General features: G+C 63.8%; 18 protein-coding genes. 10 read left to right on the forward strand and 8 right to left on the reverse strand.

Annotated features, from left to right (window positions below):
* Positions 1–46: 46 nt before the first annotated feature.
* Positions 47–1,246 carry a tyrosine--tRNA ligase gene (gene tyrS, locus AC3WL2_RS06180; RefSeq protein WP_102685223.1) on the reverse strand — a complete coding sequence of 400 codons (1,200 nt, stop codon included), beginning with the start codon at positions 1,244–1,246 and terminating at the stop codon, positions 47–49.
* Positions 1,247–1,459: 213 nt separating this feature from the next.
* Here tyrS and AC3WL2_RS06185 point away from each other — a divergent pair, with 213 nt between their 5' ends.
* Both AC3WL2_RS06185 and AC3WL2_RS06190 read left to right on the forward strand, forming a co-directional pair.
* Complete coding sequence (locus tag AC3WL2_RS06185; RefSeq protein WP_102685222.1) at positions 1,460–2,875, forward strand: peptidoglycan DD-metalloendopeptidase family protein; 1,416 nt, start codon at positions 1,460–1,462, stop codon at positions 2,873–2,875.
* A gap of 4 nt (positions 2,876–2,879) precedes the next feature.
* Positions 2,880–3,971: an anhydro-N-acetylmuramic acid kinase gene (locus tag AC3WL2_RS06190; RefSeq protein WP_102685221.1), complete on the forward strand. Its 1,092-nt coding sequence runs from the start codon at positions 2,880–2,882 to the stop codon at positions 3,969–3,971.
* A gap of 46 nt (positions 3,972–4,017) precedes the next feature.
* On the opposite strand, the gene erpA is transcribed toward AC3WL2_RS06190, so the two are convergent.
* On the reverse strand, positions 4,018–4,368 hold the full coding sequence (gene erpA, locus AC3WL2_RS06195) for an iron-sulfur cluster insertion protein ErpA (protein ID WP_023629312.1): 351 nt from the start codon (positions 4,366–4,368) through the stop codon (positions 4,018–4,020).
* A gap of 145 nt (positions 4,369–4,513) precedes the next feature.
* Complete coding sequence (argC, locus tag AC3WL2_RS06200) at positions 4,514–5,548, reverse strand: N-acetyl-gamma-glutamyl-phosphate reductase (RefSeq protein WP_023629311.1); 1,035 nt, start codon at positions 5,546–5,548, stop codon at positions 4,514–4,516.
* Positions 5,549–5,688: 140 nt separating this feature from the next.
* Here argC and hemJ point away from each other — a divergent pair, with 140 nt between their 5' ends.
* The 7 genes from hemJ to AC3WL2_RS06235 all read left to right on the forward strand — a co-directional run bounded on the left by hemJ (position 5,689) and on the right by AC3WL2_RS06235 (position 10,529).
* Positions 5,689–6,114: a protoporphyrinogen oxidase HemJ gene (gene hemJ, locus AC3WL2_RS06205; protein WP_023629310.1), complete on the forward strand. Its 426-nt coding sequence runs from the start codon at positions 5,689–5,691 to the stop codon at positions 6,112–6,114.
* 30 nt (positions 6,115–6,144) lie between these two features.
* The gene (locus AC3WL2_RS06210; protein WP_102685220.1) at positions 6,145–7,101 is read left to right on the forward strand and encodes an NAD(P)H-dependent flavin oxidoreductase; all 957 of its coding nucleotides are present in this window, start codon (positions 6,145–6,147) and stop codon (positions 7,099–7,101) included.
* A 51-nt stretch (positions 7,102–7,152) separates the two neighbouring features.
* Positions 7,153–7,935 carry an SDR family NAD(P)-dependent oxidoreductase gene (locus AC3WL2_RS06215; protein ID WP_023629308.1) on the forward strand — a complete coding sequence of 261 codons (783 nt, stop codon included), beginning with the start codon at positions 7,153–7,155 and terminating at the stop codon, positions 7,933–7,935.
* 64 nt (positions 7,936–7,999) lie between these two features.
* On the forward strand, positions 8,000–8,338 hold the full coding sequence (locus tag AC3WL2_RS06220) for a histidine triad nucleotide-binding protein (RefSeq protein ID WP_011531867.1): 339 nt from the start codon (positions 8,000–8,002) through the stop codon (positions 8,336–8,338).
* A 66-nt stretch (positions 8,339–8,404) separates the two neighbouring features.
* On the forward strand, positions 8,405–9,052 hold the full coding sequence (coq7, locus tag AC3WL2_RS06225; RefSeq protein WP_023629307.1) for a 2-polyprenyl-3-methyl-6-methoxy-1,4-benzoquinone monooxygenase: 648 nt from the start codon (positions 8,405–8,407) through the stop codon (positions 9,050–9,052).
* 11 nt (positions 9,053–9,063) lie between these two features.
* Complete coding sequence (locus AC3WL2_RS06230) at positions 9,064–10,101, forward strand: DUF2157 domain-containing protein (protein WP_102685219.1); 1,038 nt, start codon at positions 9,064–9,066, stop codon at positions 10,099–10,101.
* A gap of 14 nt (positions 10,102–10,115) precedes the next feature.
* Entirely contained in the window at positions 10,116–10,529 is a 414-nt protein-coding gene (locus AC3WL2_RS06235) for a hypothetical protein (protein ID WP_256582521.1), read from the forward strand.
* Between the two features lie 20 nt (positions 10,530–10,549).
* Here the strand turns inward: AC3WL2_RS06235 and AC3WL2_RS06240 are convergent, their stop codons facing one another.
* Complete coding sequence (locus AC3WL2_RS06240; RefSeq protein ID WP_023532673.1) at positions 10,550–10,972, reverse strand: OsmC family protein; 423 nt, start codon at positions 10,970–10,972, stop codon at positions 10,550–10,552.
* Positions 10,973–11,162: 190 nt separating this feature from the next.
* On the opposite strand from AC3WL2_RS06240, the gene crp reads away from it, so the two are divergent.
* Positions 11,163–11,807, forward strand: a complete 645-nt coding sequence (gene crp / locus AC3WL2_RS06245) for a cAMP-activated global transcriptional regulator CRP (RefSeq protein WP_102685225.1) — start codon at positions 11,163–11,165, stop codon at positions 11,805–11,807.
* Here crp and AC3WL2_RS06250 read toward each other — a convergent pair.
* The 4 genes from AC3WL2_RS06250 to AC3WL2_RS06265 all read right to left on the reverse strand — a co-directional run bounded on the left by AC3WL2_RS06250 (position 11,804) and on the right by AC3WL2_RS06265 (position 15,067).
* Positions 11,804–12,508: a lipoate--protein ligase family protein gene (locus AC3WL2_RS06250; protein ID WP_102685218.1), complete on the reverse strand. Its 705-nt coding sequence runs from the start codon at positions 12,506–12,508 to the stop codon at positions 11,804–11,806. The two genes, crp and AC3WL2_RS06250, sit on opposite strands and share 4 nt — an antisense overlap.
* A gap of 106 nt (positions 12,509–12,614) precedes the next feature.
* On the reverse strand, positions 12,615–13,418 hold the full coding sequence (gene trpC / locus AC3WL2_RS06255; RefSeq protein WP_102685217.1) for an indole-3-glycerol phosphate synthase TrpC: 804 nt from the start codon (positions 13,416–13,418) through the stop codon (positions 12,615–12,617).
* Positions 13,415–14,464, reverse strand: a complete 1,050-nt coding sequence (gene trpD, locus AC3WL2_RS06260) for an anthranilate phosphoribosyltransferase (RefSeq protein WP_102685216.1) — start codon at positions 14,462–14,464, stop codon at positions 13,415–13,417. The genes trpC and trpD overlap by 4 nt, the downstream gene beginning before the upstream one ends.
* Before the next feature lie 9 nt (positions 14,465–14,473).
* Complete coding sequence (locus AC3WL2_RS06265) at positions 14,474–15,067, reverse strand: aminodeoxychorismate/anthranilate synthase component II (RefSeq protein WP_046857364.1); 594 nt, start codon at positions 15,065–15,067, stop codon at positions 14,474–14,476.
* Positions 15,068–15,438: the final 371 nt, after the last annotated feature.

Consider the following 15,438-nt stretch of genomic DNA (forward strand, 5'->3'; position numbering starts at 1 on the left):
CCCCCCCCCCCCCCCCCCGCTTCTATACAGCTACACCTGCAGGCAATCACTCAGCCTTGAGGGTAACCCGAGCAAACGCCTTCTTGCCCGCCTGGCACACGTGGGTCGCGCCGAGCACAAACATGAAGTCACGGTCGATCACCTCACCATCCACCTTGACCGCGCCAGCGCCGAGCAGATCCCGCGCCTGCGCCGAATTCTTCACCAGGCCAGCCCGGTTCAGCACGGCGGCGATCGGCAGATTTTCAGCAGCGACCACTTCGATCTCCGGCAGGTCTTCTGGCAGCTCGCCTTCCTTCATGCGGTTACCCGCAGCACGGTGCGCATTGGCCGCGGCCTCTTCACCATGGAAACGCGCCACGATTTCCTCGGCCAGCTTGATCTTGATGTCACGCGGGTTGGCACCGTTCTCGACATCCGCCCGGAACTGATCGATCTCTTCCATCGAGCGGAAGCTCAGCAACTCGAAGTAACGCCACATCAAGGTATCGGGAATCGACACAAGCTTGCTGTACATCACCCCAGGGGCTTCCTGGATGCCGACATAATTGCCCAGCGACTTGGACATCTTCTTCACGCCATCCAGTCCTTCAAGCAACGGCATGGTGACGATGTTCTGCGCCTCCTGGCCATAGGCGCGCTGCAGCTCGCGCCCCATCAGCAGGTTGAACTTCTGGTCGGTGCCACCCAGCTCGACATCGGCTTTCAAGGCGACGGAGTCGTAACCCTGCACCAGCGGATAGAGAAACTCATGGATCGCGATTGGCTGGTTGGTGGTGTAGCGCTTGTCGAAGTCATCGCGCTCGAGCATGCGCGCCACGGTGTACTGCGAGGCCAGGCGAATAAAGTCGGCAGGCGTGAGCGTGTCCATCCAGGTGGAGTTGAACGCCACCTCGGTCTTCGCCGGGTCGAGAATCTTGAAGACCTGCTGCTTGTAGGTCTCGGCGTTGTCCAGCACCTGCTCGCGGGTCAGTGGCGGGCGGGTAGCGCTCTTGCCGCTGGGGTCGCCGATCATGCCGGTGAAGTCGCCGATCAGGAAGATGACCTGGTGGCCCAACTCCTGGAACTGACGCAGCTTGTTGATCAGCACCGTGTGCCCCAGGTGCAGGTCGGGCGCGGTTGGGTCGAAGCCCGCCTTGATGCGCAGCGGCTGGCCGCGCTTGAGCTTCTCCACCAGTTCCGACTCGACCAATACCTCTTCCGCACCGCGCTTGATAAGCGCCAGCTGCTCTTCAACCGACTTCATAGACAGACCCGCAACGCTAGGATTCAAGGGGAGCCAACCATACAAGATCGGCCATCAAATACAAGTTTCGCAACGGATTGTGACCCGAACGGCGCACCGCAACGTCTACGCGCCCTTGCGTGAGAATGGATTTGGTTATATTTTATACAGTTATTTCATCTTCATCATGTCATTCATCTTTTCCATTTCACCTTTTTCAAAGTCACCTTACCTATGACCAACGAAACGCCTAAAGCGCCCCCGCTTTATCCGAAAAGCCATCTGTTGGCCGCCAGCGGTATCGCCGCCCTTCTCAGTCTGGCTTTGCTGGTATTCCCGTCCAGCGAAGTGGAAGCCAAGAAAACCACCCTCAGCCTGGAGCTGGAAAGCCCGGCCGAACAGCTCAAGGACGAGGCCAGCGGCGCCCCGCTGGTCCAGGCCGAACAAAACAGCGACTCGCCCTTCGCCCAGATCGAAGGCGCGACGCCCGAAACCGCCAAGGCAGAACCCGCGCCTGCCCCTGTAGCCAAACAAGAGGACAAGGCCCCTGGCCACCGCGAGGTGGTCGTCAGCCGCGGTGATACGCTCTCGACCTTGTTCAACAAGGTTGGCCTGCCTGCCAACGTCGTTCACGACGTGCTGGCCAGCAACAAGCAGGCCAAGCAGTTCAGCCAGCTCAAGCATGGCCAGGTGCTGCAATTCGAGCTGGACAAGGACGGCCAACTGGCAAGCCTGCACAGCAAGGTCAGCAACCTCGAGACCATCCGCCTGAACCGCACCGACAAGGGCTTCGCCTTCGAGCGCGAGGTCAGCAAGCCGGTGGTGCGCACCGCCTACGCCCACGGCGTGATCAAGAGCTCGTTGTCCGCCTCCGCCCAGCGCGCCGGCCTGTCCCACAGCATGACCATGGACATGGCGCGCATCCTCGGCTACGACATTGATTTCGCTCAGGACATCCGCCCGGGCGACGAATTCGACGTGGTCTATGAGCAGAAGATGATGGACGGCAAGGTGGTCGGCACCGGCAACATCCTCTCCGCCCGCTTCACCAACCGCGGCAAGACCTACACCGCCGTGCGCTACACCAACAAGCAGGGCAACACCAACTACTACACCGCCGACGGCAACAGCCTGCGCAAGGCGTTCATCCGCACCCCGGTGGATTTCGCCCGCATCAGCTCGCGGTTCTCCGCCGGCCGCAAGCACCCGATCCTCAACAAGATCCGCGCGCACAAGGGCGTGGACTACGCCGCGCCACGCGGTACGCCGATCAAGGCTGCAGGCGACGGTCGCATCGAGCTCGCGGGCCGCCGTGGCGGCTACGGCAACACCGTGATCATCGCCCACGGCAACTCGTACAAGACGCTCTATGGCCACATGCAGGGCTTCGCCAAGGGCGTCAAGACCGGCTCCAGCGTCAAGCAGGGGCAGATCATCGGGTACATCGGCACCACCGGCCTGTCGACCGGCCCGCACCTGCACTACGAGTTCCAGGTCAATGGCGTGCACGTCGACCCACTGAGCCAGAAGGTGCCGATGGCCGACCCGATCGCCAAGGCCGAGCGCCAGCGCTTCAACCAGCAGAGCCAGCCCCTGATTGCCCGCATGGATCAGGAAAAGGCCACTCTGCTCGCAGCCAACAAGCGCTGAGCCCATGGCGCTCTACCTGGGGGTGATGTCCGGCACCAGCCTCGATGGCCTGGACATCGCCCTGATCGAGCAAGACGAGCAGCTGCGGCTGCTCGCCACCCACTACATCCCCATGCCCGTCGACCTGCGCCAGGACCTGCTCGGCCTCTGCGCCAGCGGCCCCGACGAGATCGCCCGTGCCGCCCTGGCAGAGAACCGCTGGGCCACACTGGCCGCCCAGGGCATCAACCACCTGCTGGACGCCCAAGGCCTGGGCCCCGAGGCCATTCGCGCCATCGGCAGCCACGGCCAGACTGTTCGCCATGAGCCGGCCCGCGGCTTTACCGTGCAGATCGGCAACCCCGCCCTGCTGGCCGAACTCACCGGCATCTGCGTGGTGGGCGACTTCCGCCGCCGCGACGTGGCGGCAGGCGGCCAGGGCGCTCCCCTGGTACCGGCATTTCACGAGGCCTTATTCGGGCATCTCGGCCAGTGCCTGGCGATCCTCAACGTAGGCGGTTTCAGCAACCTCAGCCTGATCGAGCGGGACCAACCGGTACATGGCTTCGACTGCGGGCCGGGCAATGTGTTGCTGGATGCCTGGATCGAGCGCAAGCAAGGCCAGGCTTTTGATGCCAATGGCGCCTGGGCGGCCAGCGGCTGCGTGCAGCACGGCCTGTTGAACGCGCTGCTGAGCGATCCATTCTTCGCCGGCAGCGGCCCGAAGAGCACCGGACGCGAGGTGTTCAACCTGCCATGGCTGGATGCCCACCTGGCCCGGCTACCCGCTTATCGCGACGAAGACGTCCAAGCCACGCTGCTGGAGCTGACGGCCCACACCATCATCGACTCGCTACGCCAGGCTCAGTCAGGGACTGAAGCCCTGCTGGTCTGCGGTGGTGGCGCCCGCAACGGCGTCCTCATGGCTCGCCTGGCCGCCCTGCTGCCTGGGGCGAAGGTTGCCAGCACCGCCGCGCATGGCGTGGACCCCGACTGGGTGGAGGCCATGGCCTTCGCGTGGCTGGCCCATTGCTGCCTGGAAGGCATTCCCGCCAATCGGCCCAGTGTGACCGCCGCCAGAGGCCTGCGTATCCTCGGCGCGATCTACCCCGCCTGAATGCAAAACGCCGCGCGAATGCGCGGCGTTTTTTTGCCCGACCTGATCAGATCGAGAACGACGAACCGCAACCGCAGGTGGTGGTGGCGTTCGGGTTCTTGATCACGAAGCGCGAGCCTTCCAGCCCCTCCTGGTAATCCACCTCGGCGCCGGCCAGGTACTGGTAGCTCATCGGGTCGACGACCAGTGCAACGCCTTCGCGCTCGACGATGGTGTCGTCATCGGCCACGTCCTCATCGAAGGTGAAGCCGTACTGGAAGCCCGAGCAACCGCCGCCGGTCACGAACACACGTAGCTTCAGCCGGTCGTTGCCCTCTTCGCTGACCAAGGTCTTCACCTTGTGCGCAGCCCCGGGGGTGAACTCCAAAGCCGTGGGGGTGAAGGATTCGACGCTCATGTTGATTCTCCCGGCGCAGTGCCGCCATAAAACTCGATGGGGCGTATTATCCGCTTGTCCGAGAAAATCGGTCAAGAATTGTGCGGCTTTAGTCGGCCCCACGAAAAAGGCCCGCACGCGGCGGGCCTTGGCGACGTACGCTGGCTTACGGCAGCAGGCCCGCGTGGGACAGGCCCATGCGTTCATCCAGGCCGAACAGGATGTTGAGGTTCTGCACCGCCTGGCCCGACGCGCCCTTGACCAGGTTGTCGATCACCGACAGCACCACCACCAGGTCACCGCCCTGCGGCCGGTGCACGGCGATGCGGCAGACGTTGGCACCGCGCACGCTGCGGGTTTCCGGGTGGCTGCCGGCGGGCATCACGTCGACGAACGGTTCATTGGCATAGCGCTTCTCGAACAGCGCCTGCAGGTCGACAGACGTGTCGGCGACCGTCGCATAGAGCGTGGCATGGATGCCGCGGATCATCGGCGTCAGGTGCGGCACAAAGGTCAGGCCGATGTCCTTGCCGGCTGCCTGGCGCAGGCCCTGGCTGATCTCCGGCAGATGACGGTGGCCCTTGACCGCATAGGCCTTCATGCTTTCACCAGCCTCGCAGAACAGCGAGCCCACAGCGGCACCACGCCCGGCACCGCTGACGCCCGACTTGCAGTCGGCGATCAGGCGCGACGGATCGGCCAGGCCAGCCTCCAGAAGGGGCAGGAAGCCAAGCTGGGTGGCGGTCGGATAGCAACCCGGCACCGCGATCAGCTGCGCCTGGCGGATCTTCTCGCGATTCACCTCAGGTAAACCGTAGACCGCGTCCTTGAGCAACTCTGGGGCGCCGTGAGGCTGGCCGTACCACTTGCCCCACTCGACAGCGTCCTGCAGACGGAAGTCGGCGGACAGGTCGATGACCTTGGTCCCGGCGGCCAGCAGCTCGCCGGCCAAGGCGTGGGCGACACCATGGGGCGTGGCGAAGAACACCACATCGCAGGCCGCCAGGGTCTTGCTGTCCGGAACGCTGAACGCCAGGCCATCGTAGTGGCCGCGCAGGTTCGGATACATGTCGGCAACCGCCACGCCCGCCTCGGAGCGCGAAGTGATGACCGCCACTTCGGCCTGTGGATGCTGCGCCAGCAGACGCAGCAGTTCGACACCGGTGTAACCCGTGCCGCCGACGATACCGACCTTGATCATGACGCTTGCCCCTTATCAACGAGACCACTGGAAAGCGCACGATAATAGGGGGCCAAGGCGCCTGTAACAACTCTTGGGATGACCCTTCGGCCCCTTGGCCTCTACTATCTGACGACCGTGAAAACCTGAAGGAACTCCCCATGCTCTATCTATGGATCAAGGCGCTGCATATCGTCAGCGTGGTCTGCTGGTTCGCCGGCCTGTTCTACCTGCCACGGCTGTTCGTCTATCACGCCCAGAGCCAGGACAGCATCAGCCTCGAGCGCTTCGTGACCATGGAGCGCAAGCTGTACCGGGGCATCATGAACCCGGCGATGATCGCCACCTATGTGTTCGGCGGCTGGATGCTGTACCTGAACCCCGGCTGGCTGAGCCAGGGCTGGCTGCACGCCAAGCTCACCCTGGTCGCGCTGCTCACCGTCTACCATCACATGTGCGGCGCCCAGCGCAAACGCTTCGCCGCCGGCACCAACACCCGCAGCCACGTGTACTACCGCTGGTTCAACGAAGCACCGGTGCTGATGCTGCTGGGCGTCGTAATTCTCGTGGTGGTCAAACCGTTCTGACGATATCCACCCGCCTACAGGAGTTTCGCCATGTCCCTGCCCGCCTCGCTCGCAAAACACCTGCGCCTGCCTCTGGTCGCGGCGCCGATGTTCCTGATTTCCAACCCCCGGCTTGTGCTGGCCTGCTGCGCCAGTGGCGTGGTGGGCAGCTTCCCGGCGCTGAACCAGCGTGACAGTGCAGGGTTCAAGGCCTGGCTGGAGGAGATCGAAGCAGGGCTGGCCGAACTGCAGGCACCTGCTCCCTATGCGGTCAATCTCATCGTGCACCCGAGCAACCCGCGTCTGCAGGCCGACCTCGCACTGTGCGTCGAGCACCGGGTCCCCATCGTCATCACCAGCCTTGGCGCAGTGAAGGAGGTGGTCGACGCGGTGCACGGCTATGGCGGCCTGGTGTTCCATGACGTGACCACCCGCCGCCACGCCGAGAAGGCCGCAGAGGCAGGTGTCGACGGGCTGATCGCCGTGGCGGCCGGGGCCGGAGGCCATGCCGGCACCTGGAGTCCGTTCGCCCTGGTTGCGGAGATCCGCCAGTTCTTCGACAAGACCCTGCTGCTGGCGGGCTGCCTCAACCATGGCCACGAACTGCTGGCCGCGCAATTGCTGGGGGTGGACCTCGGCTACATGGGCACACGCTTCATCGCCACCCGCGAGAGCCAGGCCCAGGACGCCTACAAACAGATGATCCTGGGCGCAGGTGCGGCCGATATCGTGCATACCCCGGCAGTGTCCGGCATCCCCGCCAGCTTCCTGCGCCAGAGCCTCGAGCAGGCCGGGTACGACCTGGCCGCGCTCAAGAGCAACCACGAGGCCGGTAAGCTCAAGCCGCTGGACGAGGAAGCCAAGGCCTGGAAGACCGTATGGTCGGCCGGCCAGGGTGTCGGCGAAATCCATGACCTGCCCACTGCCGGTGACCTGATCGAGCGCTTGCAGGACGAATACCGAGCGGCCCTCGAACGCAGCCAGCAGCTGCGCAGCAACGCCTTGTAGCAAAACGGCCACGCTGTACACTAGGCGCCCCTTTCGCCCCAGGAGCCTTGCATGACCCGTTACGCCATGATCACTGGTGCTTCCAGCGGCCTGGGCCTGGCCCTGGCGGAGGCTCTGGCGCGGCGCGGGCGCAACCTGATCCTGGTGGCACGCCAGCGCGAAACGCTGGAGCCGGTGGCCATCGAACTCACCCAACGCTTTGGCGTGGAAGTGCTGTTCCGTGCCTGCGACCTCAGCCAACCCTTGCGCCTGTCGGGCTTCGTGCTTGAGCTGGAGGAAGGCGAGCGGCGTATCGACCTTCTGGTCAACTGCGCGGGGCAGCGCACCTACGGGCCATTCCTGGCGCATGAATGGGCCGATGAGCAGGACCTGCTCGAGGTCAACATCCTCGCGCTCAGTCGCCTGTGCCATGCCATCGGCAACCTGATGGCGATCCAAGGTGGCGGGCAGATCCTCAATGTCGCGGGACTTGCCGGCGTCGCCCCCGGGCCGTGGATGGCCGCCTATGCGGCAAGCAAGGCCTATGTGCTGAGTTTTTCCGAGGCGTTGCGCGAAGAGCTGAAACGCACCGGGATCAAGGTGTCGGTGCTGTGCCCCGGACCGGTGCGCTCAGCCAGACGTCGCATTCCCCGGCTGGAAGGCAACACCCGCTGCCTGAGCCCCGAGGAAATCGCCCTGTATGCGGTGCGCGCCCTGGACAAGAACCGCGCTCTGATCCTGCCTGGTCGGCGCAACCGCTGGCTGGCCTTCGCCCCACGCCTGCTGCCGCGCTGGCTGGCGCGCAAGCTGGCCGGCGTTATCCATCGGCGCTACTGCCCGGTCGGCATGGAATAGCCACTGGGCGAGCAGCGTCGGGCTCAGTACACTCAGCCCCGACACTCACCATGGAGCACGTGCTGTGGACGATCTATTCCTCAAAATCATCAACCGGGAAATCCCGGCGGATATCATCTATGAAGATGACCAGATCCTGGCCTTCAAGGACATTGCCCCAGCGGCACCTGTGCATTTTCTGGTCATTCCGAAAAAACACATCCGCACCCTCAACGACCTGACCGAAGAGGACAAGGCCCTGGCCGGCCATATCCTGTTCACCGCCCAGCGTCTGGCCGTCGAGCAGGGCTGCGAGGAAGGCTTCCGCGTCGTCATGAACTGCAACCCGAAAGGCGGCCAGACTGTCTACCACATCCACATGCACGTGCTTGGCCAGCGCCAGATGCACTGGCCACCGGGCTGATCCAAGGCAAGCCCGCCCAAGGGTATTGAGGTAGACTGTCGGGCATCACTTCAGCGGAGGTGCCCGATGGCTACCGAACGTCACTACTCGCCGCTCGACCGCTTGTTGCTGCAGGCCGATACCGCCATGCGCACCTTGCTGCCCTTCAGCGGCCAACCCGCCCGCCCCTCGCCGGCCATCGTCCAGCCGGACGCCGAGCTCGATGAGCAGCAGTCCCGCCATATCGCCGGCCTGATGCGCATCAACCACACCGGCGAAGTCTGCGCCCAGGCGCTGTACCAGGGCCAGGCCCTGACCGCCAAGCTGCCCCAGGTGCGCAAGGCCATGGAGCATGCGGCCGAAGAAGAAATCGACCACCTGGCCTGGTGCGAGCAGCGTATTCGCCAGCTCAACAGCCACCCCAGCGTGCTCAACCCAGTGTTCTACGGCCTGTCGTTCGGCATCGGCGCCCTCGCCGGGCTGGTCAGCGACAAGGTCAGCCTGGGCTTCGTCGCCGCTACCGAGCATCAGGTGTGCAAGCACCTGGACGAACACCTGGAGCAGATCCCCGAGAACGACGGCAAGTCCCGCGCCATCCTCGAACAGATGCGCGTCGACGAGGAACACCATGCCGAGTCCGCGCTGGAAGCCGGCGGCTACCGCTTCCCGGCGCCCGTGCGCTTTGGCATGAGCCTGTTGGCCAAGGTCATGACCAAGAGCACCTACCGTATCTGAGGTTTCCCCGCATGGACCGCTTCGACGCCAGGGACCTGGCTCGCGCCGTGACTGCCGGCATCCTGCAGCCCGGCCAAGACCAGGCCCTGCTGGCGTTCCTGCGCCAGCAACCGCCCAGCCGTGCCAGCTTCCAGCTGGCCCACGTCGCCTTCTACCTGGGCGCGCTGCTGATCATGGGCGCCATGGGCTGGATGCTCACCGAGGCCTGGATGCGCATCGGCGACAGCGCGCTGCTGGCTTTCGCCTTGCTGTATATCGTCGGTATCACCCTGTTCGCCCTCTCCCTGCAGCGTCGCGCCCAACCTATTGCCGCCGGCGTGCTGGCCGCCGTGGCCGTGAGCATCGTGCCGCTGGCGGTGTTCGCCATCGAGCGGTTGGTCGGCTGGTGGCCGCTGAACGACATCAGAGGTGGTTACGACTGGTACTTCACCCATGTACAGGGTGGCTGGGTGGTGATGGAGCTGGCGACGGTACTCGCCGGCCTGCTGATGCTGCGCCTGATTCCCTTCCCGTTCATTGTCATGCCGATTGCCGTGGCGCTGTGGTTCATGTCCATGGACCTCAGCGAATGGTTCCACGGTGAGGTATTCACCTGGGAACAACGGCGCACGGTATCGCTGTGGTTCGGCCTTGGCCTGCTGCTGGTGTTCCTCGTGGTCGACGGGCGCACCAAGCGCGACTATGCATTCTGGGGTTATCTCGCCGGGCTGGCGGCATTCTGGGGCGGGTTGACGCTGATGGACAGCAGCAGTGAATGGGGCAAATTCCTCTACTGCCTGGTCAACCTGGGACTGATGGGCCTGGCGGTGTTGCTGCGCCGACCGGTATTCATGGTCTTCGGCGCGATGGGCGTGGCGGTCTACCTCGGGCATCTTTCCCACGAGGTGTTCGCCGATTCGCTGTTGTTCCCGGTGGTACTCAGCTTGATCGGCCTGGGTGTGATCGCCCTGGGCGTGCTCTACCAGAAACGCCGCGAGGCAATGAGCGAGCAGCTTCGAGCAAGATTACCCGCCGGTCTGTTGCAGTGGCTGCCAGCGCTGCGTCGTTGATCATGCGCTTGGCAATGACCCGATTGCTGCAGAGCCTGGCGCTGCCCCTGGTCGCCTACCTGTTCGTCTGCCTGATGCTCGCCAGCGTCGGGCAAGATCCTTTCAGCCTGGAACTGCCAACGCTCACCGACCCCGGAAGCAACAGCACCGTCGAACTGTTGCTGGGTACATTACCCGGGCAATTGCTGTTCCTGCTGCTCGGTGGCTTTGTTGTCAGCCGCCGGTTGCTGGTCGGCATGTTCGTACTGGCCGGCATCATCACGGCGTGGCTGCAGTGCGCGCTGTTTGCCGAGCACTTCGGCACCACCTGGAGCAACCTTGAAATCCTCATGTTGCTCGGCGTGAATACGCCGTGGCTGTTGCTCGCGCTGGTCCCCGGGGTGATGTTGCTGCTGGGCGCCGAACGCCTGCGCCAGCAAAGCGCCTGACGGTCAGGCGCCAGGGGCTTTCAACCGAGCTCGACGATTTCGTAACCGTGGGTGATCTCCACACCGGCACGCTCGAGCATGATCGACGCCGAGCAGTACTTCTCGGCCGACAGTTCCACTGCGCGCTTGACCTGCGCCTCTTTCAGCCCTCGCCCTTTGACCACGAAGTTCATGTGGATCTTGGTAAACACCTTGGGGTCTTCACCAGCGCGCTCGGCTTCGAGGAAGGCTTCACAGCTTTCCACGGCCTGGCGGGATTTCTTGAGAATGCTGACCACGTCGAAGCTGCTGCAGCCACCCAGGCCAAGCAGGAGCATTTCCATCGGACGCACGCCCAGGTTGCGGCCTCCGGCTTCGGGCGGGCCGTCCATGACCACGACGTGGCCACTCCCCGACTCGCCAAGGAACATCGCTTCACCGGCCCACTGGATGCGTGCCTTCATCTATCCGGACTCCCGATCTCGTAAAAGGGTGTCAGCTTAGACCTTGCGAGGCTGTCGGAAAAGCTCAAGCCGTGGCGCTTTTGTGCCGATTCAAGTTGAAGTGTCTGATAAGCTGGCGCCAAATGACTGGCGCGTGCTGCCAGGCAGCCTCTATAAAAAGCCAATGCGTCGCATCGAACAGGATTTCGTGATGGTCTCCTCAGCCCTGCCACCCAAGATCAAGAACATCGACAAGCTGCTGGCCCACTGCCAACGCCGCCGCTACGCCGCCAAGAGCAACATCATCTGCGCCGGTGACCGGGCCGAGACCTTGTCGTTCATCATCAAGGGTTCGGTGACCATCCTGATCGAGGACGACGACGGCCACGAGATGATCATCGCCTACCTCAACAGCGGTGACTTTTTCGGCGAGCTGGGGCTGTTCGAGCCAGCCGGCCAGGAGCATCAGCGCAGCGCCTGGGTCCGCGCCAAGACCGAGTGCGAAGTGGCCGAGATCGGTTACGACAAGTTCCGGGAGGTGGCGCGCCTGGAGCCGGACATCCTCTATGCCCTGGGCAGCCAAATGGCCCAGCGTCTGCGCAACACCACGCGCAAGGTCGGCGACCTGGCGTTCTTCGACGTCACCGGCCGCGTCGCCCGCTGCCTGCTCGACCTGTGCAAGCAGCCTGATGCCATGACCCACCCCGATGGCATGCAGATCAAGATCACCCGCCAGGAGATCGGTCGTATCGTCGGTTGTTCACGGGAGATGGTCGGCCGCGTCCTCAAGGACCTCGAGGAACGCAGCCTGGTGCAGGTCAAGGGCAAGACCATGGTGGTCTACGGCACCCGCTAGTCCGTCGGCAGCGCCGCGAGCACCTGCGCATAGGCCTGGTTCAGACGCTCGAACCAAGGCGCTGCGGGCGTCACTTCATGCAGGGCGATATGGCTGTCGGCCCGGCAGCGCTGCGCCAGGTCACAGCACTCATTGAAGCGGTTGACCGCCGCGACCATCGATTCGCGTTCGTTGTCCAGCAACAGCGCGCCATGCACCAACACCACAGGACGCTTGCCGCCCAGGCCCTGGCGCCAACGCTGGGCCGTGCCGACCAGCTTGCGGCCATTGAGGTTTACGTTGTAGCGGCCATCACAAAAGGCGCCGTCGATCTCGCCCACCGAGGCTACACCGCCCCATTCGCGCAGGACATCGCACAGCGGCAGGCACAGGCGCTCGTAGGCACTCTCGATACGGCCATGGTCGCCTTCGCTGCGCGGTGCTACGTAGACCAGCGCCACGTTCACGGTTGCATGGGATTGCGGCACAGGCTCGCCACCGGTTTCACGCAGCAGCACCGGCCAACCGGCAATCGCAAGTTCCGCGCAGGCGGCCTCGAAGTTGTCCAGGCGGCTCATGCGTCGGGGCATAACCAGGGCATGGTCGGTCGGGCGCCAGAACAGCACGCCGGATTCGCGCTCGCCGCGGCAGACGGCGGCCAGCAGGTCCTGTTCGGCATGCAGGCCTTGTTCAACGGTGAGGGCCAGGGGTTGATCGGTCATTAATCCACCTTTGCTGAAAGTTATACCGGCCTCGAATACGAAAAAGCCGGCAAAAAATTGCCGGCTTCCCGTTCGATCAGTCCAGTGGCTGAACAGTCTTCTTCACTTACTCGGGGAAGAACAGCCGCTGCAGCTCCGGCCCTGGCTGCTCTGCGCGCATGAACGCCTCGCCGACCAGGAAGGAGTACACCTCGTTGATTTCCATCAGCTCGACATCGGCCCGGTTGAGGATGCCGCTCTCGGTGATGGCCAGGCGATCGCGAGGGATGCGCGGCAGCAGGTCGAGGGTGGTCTCCAGGCTAACCTCGAAGGTATGCAGGTTGCGATTGTTGACCCCGACCAGCGGTGTATCGAGGGTCTTCAGCGCACGCTCCAGTTCATCGCCGTCATGCACTTCGACCAGCACGTCGAGGCCGACGTCCTTGGCCGTGGCCGCCAGCTCCGCCATTTTCACGTCGTCTAGCGCCGACACGATCAACAGCACGCAGTCGGCACCCAAGGCGCGGGCCTCGACGATCTGATAAGGATCGACCATGAAGTCCTTGCGGATCACCGGCAGCGAAACGGCGGCACGCGCCTGCTGCAGGTAGATGTCAGCGCCCTGGAAGTAGTCCACGTCGGTCAGCACCGACAGGCAGGTTGCGCCACCCCTCTCATAGCTAACGGCAATTTCCGCCGGCACGAAGTGTTCGCGGATCACGCCCTTGCTCGGCGAAGCCTTCTTGATTTCGGCGATGACCGCCGGCTGCTTGCGCCTGGCCTGCTCGATCAGGGCATTGGCAAAGCCACGCGGGGCATCGGCCGCCTTGGCCAGGCGCTCGAGCTCACCCAGGCTGACCCGCGCGCTGCGCTCGGCCACTTCCTGGAACTTGCGGGCGATGATCCTTTCCAGCACCGTCGGTACACTCATGCTTCGTTCTCCACCTTGAATACCGCGGTAAAGGCGCCCAGCTCCTGGAGTTTTTCCCAGGCCAAGCCGGTGTGCAGGACATCGTGAGCCAGCTCGACACCCTGGGCCAGGGTCATCGCGTGATCAGCGGCATACAGCGCCGCGCCAGCGTTGAGCACGATCATCTCGGCGGCCTTCTGGCCGTTCTCGGTCTTGCGCCGGCCCAGGGCATCGCGGATCAGTTCCAGCGAGGCCTGCGGGCCCTCGACCGCCAGGCCATGGAGGCTCTGGCTCTTCATGCCGAGGTCTTCCGGCTCAACCCAATACTCGGTGATCTGGTCGTTCTTCAGCTCAGCGACAAAGGTTGGCGCAGCCAGGCTGAACTCGTCCAGGCCATCCTTGGAGTGCACCACCAGCACATGCTTGCTGCCCATGCGCTGCAGCACTTCGGCCAATGGGCGACACAGGGCCTGGGTGAACACGCCGACCACCTGGTGCTTCACACCGGCCGGATTCGTAAGCGGGCCGAGCATGTTGAACAAGGTACGCAGCCCCAGCTCGCGCCGCGGGCCGGCGGCGTGCTTCATCGCGGTATGGTGGGTCTGGGCGAACATGAAGCCGATGCCGAGGCTGTCGATGCAGCGGGCCACCTGCACCGGAGTCAGGTTCAGGTAGATGCCGGCAGCTTCCAGCAGGTCGGCGCTGCCGCTCTTGCCGGAGACGGCGCGGTTGCCGTGCTTGGCCACCGTGCAGCCCGCAGCCGCCAGCACGAAGGCCGAGGCGGTGGACACGTTGAAGATGTTGGCGCCGTCGCCGCCGGTGCCGACGATGTCGACCACGCCGTCGAGGGTCTTGAGCTCGACCTTGTCGGCCAGCTCACGCATCACCGACACCGCGCCGACGATCTCGTCGATGCTCTCGCTCTTCATGCGCATGCCCATGAGGAAGGCGCCGATCTGCGCCTCGCTGCACTGGCCGGTCATGATCTGGCGCATGACGTCGCGCATTTCCTCGGTGGACAGGTCCAGGTGGCCGACAATGCGGCTCAAAGCGGTCTTGATTTCCATGATCGGTCCTTAACGGCGTCCGCCGGTCTGCTTGAGGAAGTTGGCGAACAGCTCGTGTCCCTGCTCGGTGAGGATGGATTCCGGATGGAACTGTACCCCCTCCACGTTCAGGGTTTTATGACGCAGGCCCATGATCTCGTCGACAGAGCCGTCTTCATGAGCGGTCCAGGCGGTCACTTCCAGGCAGTCGGGCAACGTGTCGCGCTTGACCACCAGCGAGTGGTAGCGGGTCACGGTGAGCGGATTGTTCAGGCCAGCGAACACCCCCAGGTCGCGGTGGAACACCGGGCTGGTCTTGCCGTGCATCACCTGGCGGGCACGCACCACGTCACCGCCATAGGCCTGGCCGATGGACTGGTGGCCCAGGCACACGCCGAGGATTGGCAGCTTGCCGGCAAAATGCAGGATGGCCTCGATGGACACACCGGCCTCGCTCGGCGTGCAGGGGCCCGGGGAGACGACGATGCGCTCGGGATTCAGGGCTTCGATCTGGGCGATGGTCATTTCGTCATTGCGAATGACCTTGACCTCGGCACCGAGCTCGCCGAGGTACTGCACGACGTTGTAGGTGAAGGAGTCGTAGTTGTCGATCATCAGTAACATCTGGAACGAACCTCTTGAATACTGACTTTTGATTCGAGCCTTCCCTGCTGCCATGGGCGCGGGAAAATTCCGCGGTGAGCGGCGGTTAAAGCGAAGGGAAGGCAAACAGGAGCGGGCCGGGCATGCCGGCAAGAGATAAAGTCAGGCGCGCCAACGCCAACGGGCGACGGCCTTGATAACGCGCATCAAGAGTTTGCTGACGATCAACACGGGGTAGGTCTCGTTCATACGTCAGGGCACAGTAGCCTACCGGGGCGACGGGCGCAATACGCCCGTAAACACTGGGAAACCAATGCGATGGTGGGCGAAGACCGGCGATTTGCTAAGGTCATGCGGCTTGCTTCGATAAAAACAACGAAAAGGATATTCAT

The sequence above is a fragment of the Pseudomonas sp. FW305-96 genome, from assembly GCF_058783825.1.

Excerpts from the sequence above, each read along its gene's own strand:
- tyrS (WP_102685223.1), bottom strand. The coding sequence starts at position 1,246 with ATGAAGTCGGTTGAAGAGCAGCTGGCGCTTATCAAGCGCGGTGCGGAA.
- AC3WL2_RS06185 (WP_102685222.1), top strand. The coding sequence starts at position 1,460 with ATGACCAACGAAACGCCTAAAGCGCCCCCGCTTTATCCGAAAAGCCAT.
- AC3WL2_RS06190 (WP_102685221.1), top strand. The coding sequence starts at position 2,880 with ATGGCGCTCTACCTGGGGGTGATGTCCGGCACCAGCCTCGATGGCCTG.
- erpA (WP_023629312.1), bottom strand. The coding sequence starts at position 4,368 with ATGAGCGTCGAATCCTTCACCCCCACGGCTTTGGAGTTCACCCCCGGG.
- argC (WP_023629311.1), bottom strand. The coding sequence starts at position 5,548 with ATGATCAAGGTCGGTATCGTCGGCGGCACGGGTTACACCGGTGTCGAA.
- hemJ (WP_023629310.1), top strand. The coding sequence starts at position 5,689 with ATGCTCTATCTATGGATCAAGGCGCTGCATATCGTCAGCGTGGTCTGC.
- AC3WL2_RS06210 (WP_102685220.1), top strand. The coding sequence starts at position 6,145 with ATGTCCCTGCCCGCCTCGCTCGCAAAACACCTGCGCCTGCCTCTGGTC.
- AC3WL2_RS06215 (WP_023629308.1), top strand. The coding sequence starts at position 7,153 with ATGACCCGTTACGCCATGATCACTGGTGCTTCCAGCGGCCTGGGCCTG.
- coq7 (WP_023629307.1), top strand. The coding sequence starts at position 8,405 with ATGGCTACCGAACGTCACTACTCGCCGCTCGACCGCTTGTTGCTGCAG.
- AC3WL2_RS06230 (WP_102685219.1), top strand. The coding sequence starts at position 9,064 with ATGGACCGCTTCGACGCCAGGGACCTGGCTCGCGCCGTGACTGCCGGC.
- AC3WL2_RS06235 (WP_256582521.1), top strand. The coding sequence starts at position 10,116 with ATGACCCGATTGCTGCAGAGCCTGGCGCTGCCCCTGGTCGCCTACCTG.
- AC3WL2_RS06240 (WP_023532673.1), bottom strand. The coding sequence starts at position 10,972 with ATGAAGGCACGCATCCAGTGGGCCGGTGAAGCGATGTTCCTTGGCGAG.
- crp (WP_102685225.1), top strand. The coding sequence starts at position 11,163 with ATGGTCTCCTCAGCCCTGCCACCCAAGATCAAGAACATCGACAAGCTG.
- AC3WL2_RS06250 (WP_102685218.1), bottom strand. The coding sequence starts at position 12,508 with ATGACCGATCAACCCCTGGCCCTCACCGTTGAACAAGGCCTGCATGCC.
- trpC (WP_102685217.1), bottom strand. The coding sequence starts at position 13,418 with ATGAGTGTACCGACGGTGCTGGAAAGGATCATCGCCCGCAAGTTCCAG.
- trpD (WP_102685216.1), bottom strand. The coding sequence starts at position 14,464 with ATGGAAATCAAGACCGCTTTGAGCCGCATTGTCGGCCACCTGGACCTG.
- AC3WL2_RS06265 (WP_046857364.1), bottom strand. The coding sequence starts at position 15,067 with ATGTTACTGATGATCGACAACTACGACTCCTTCACCTACAACGTCGTG.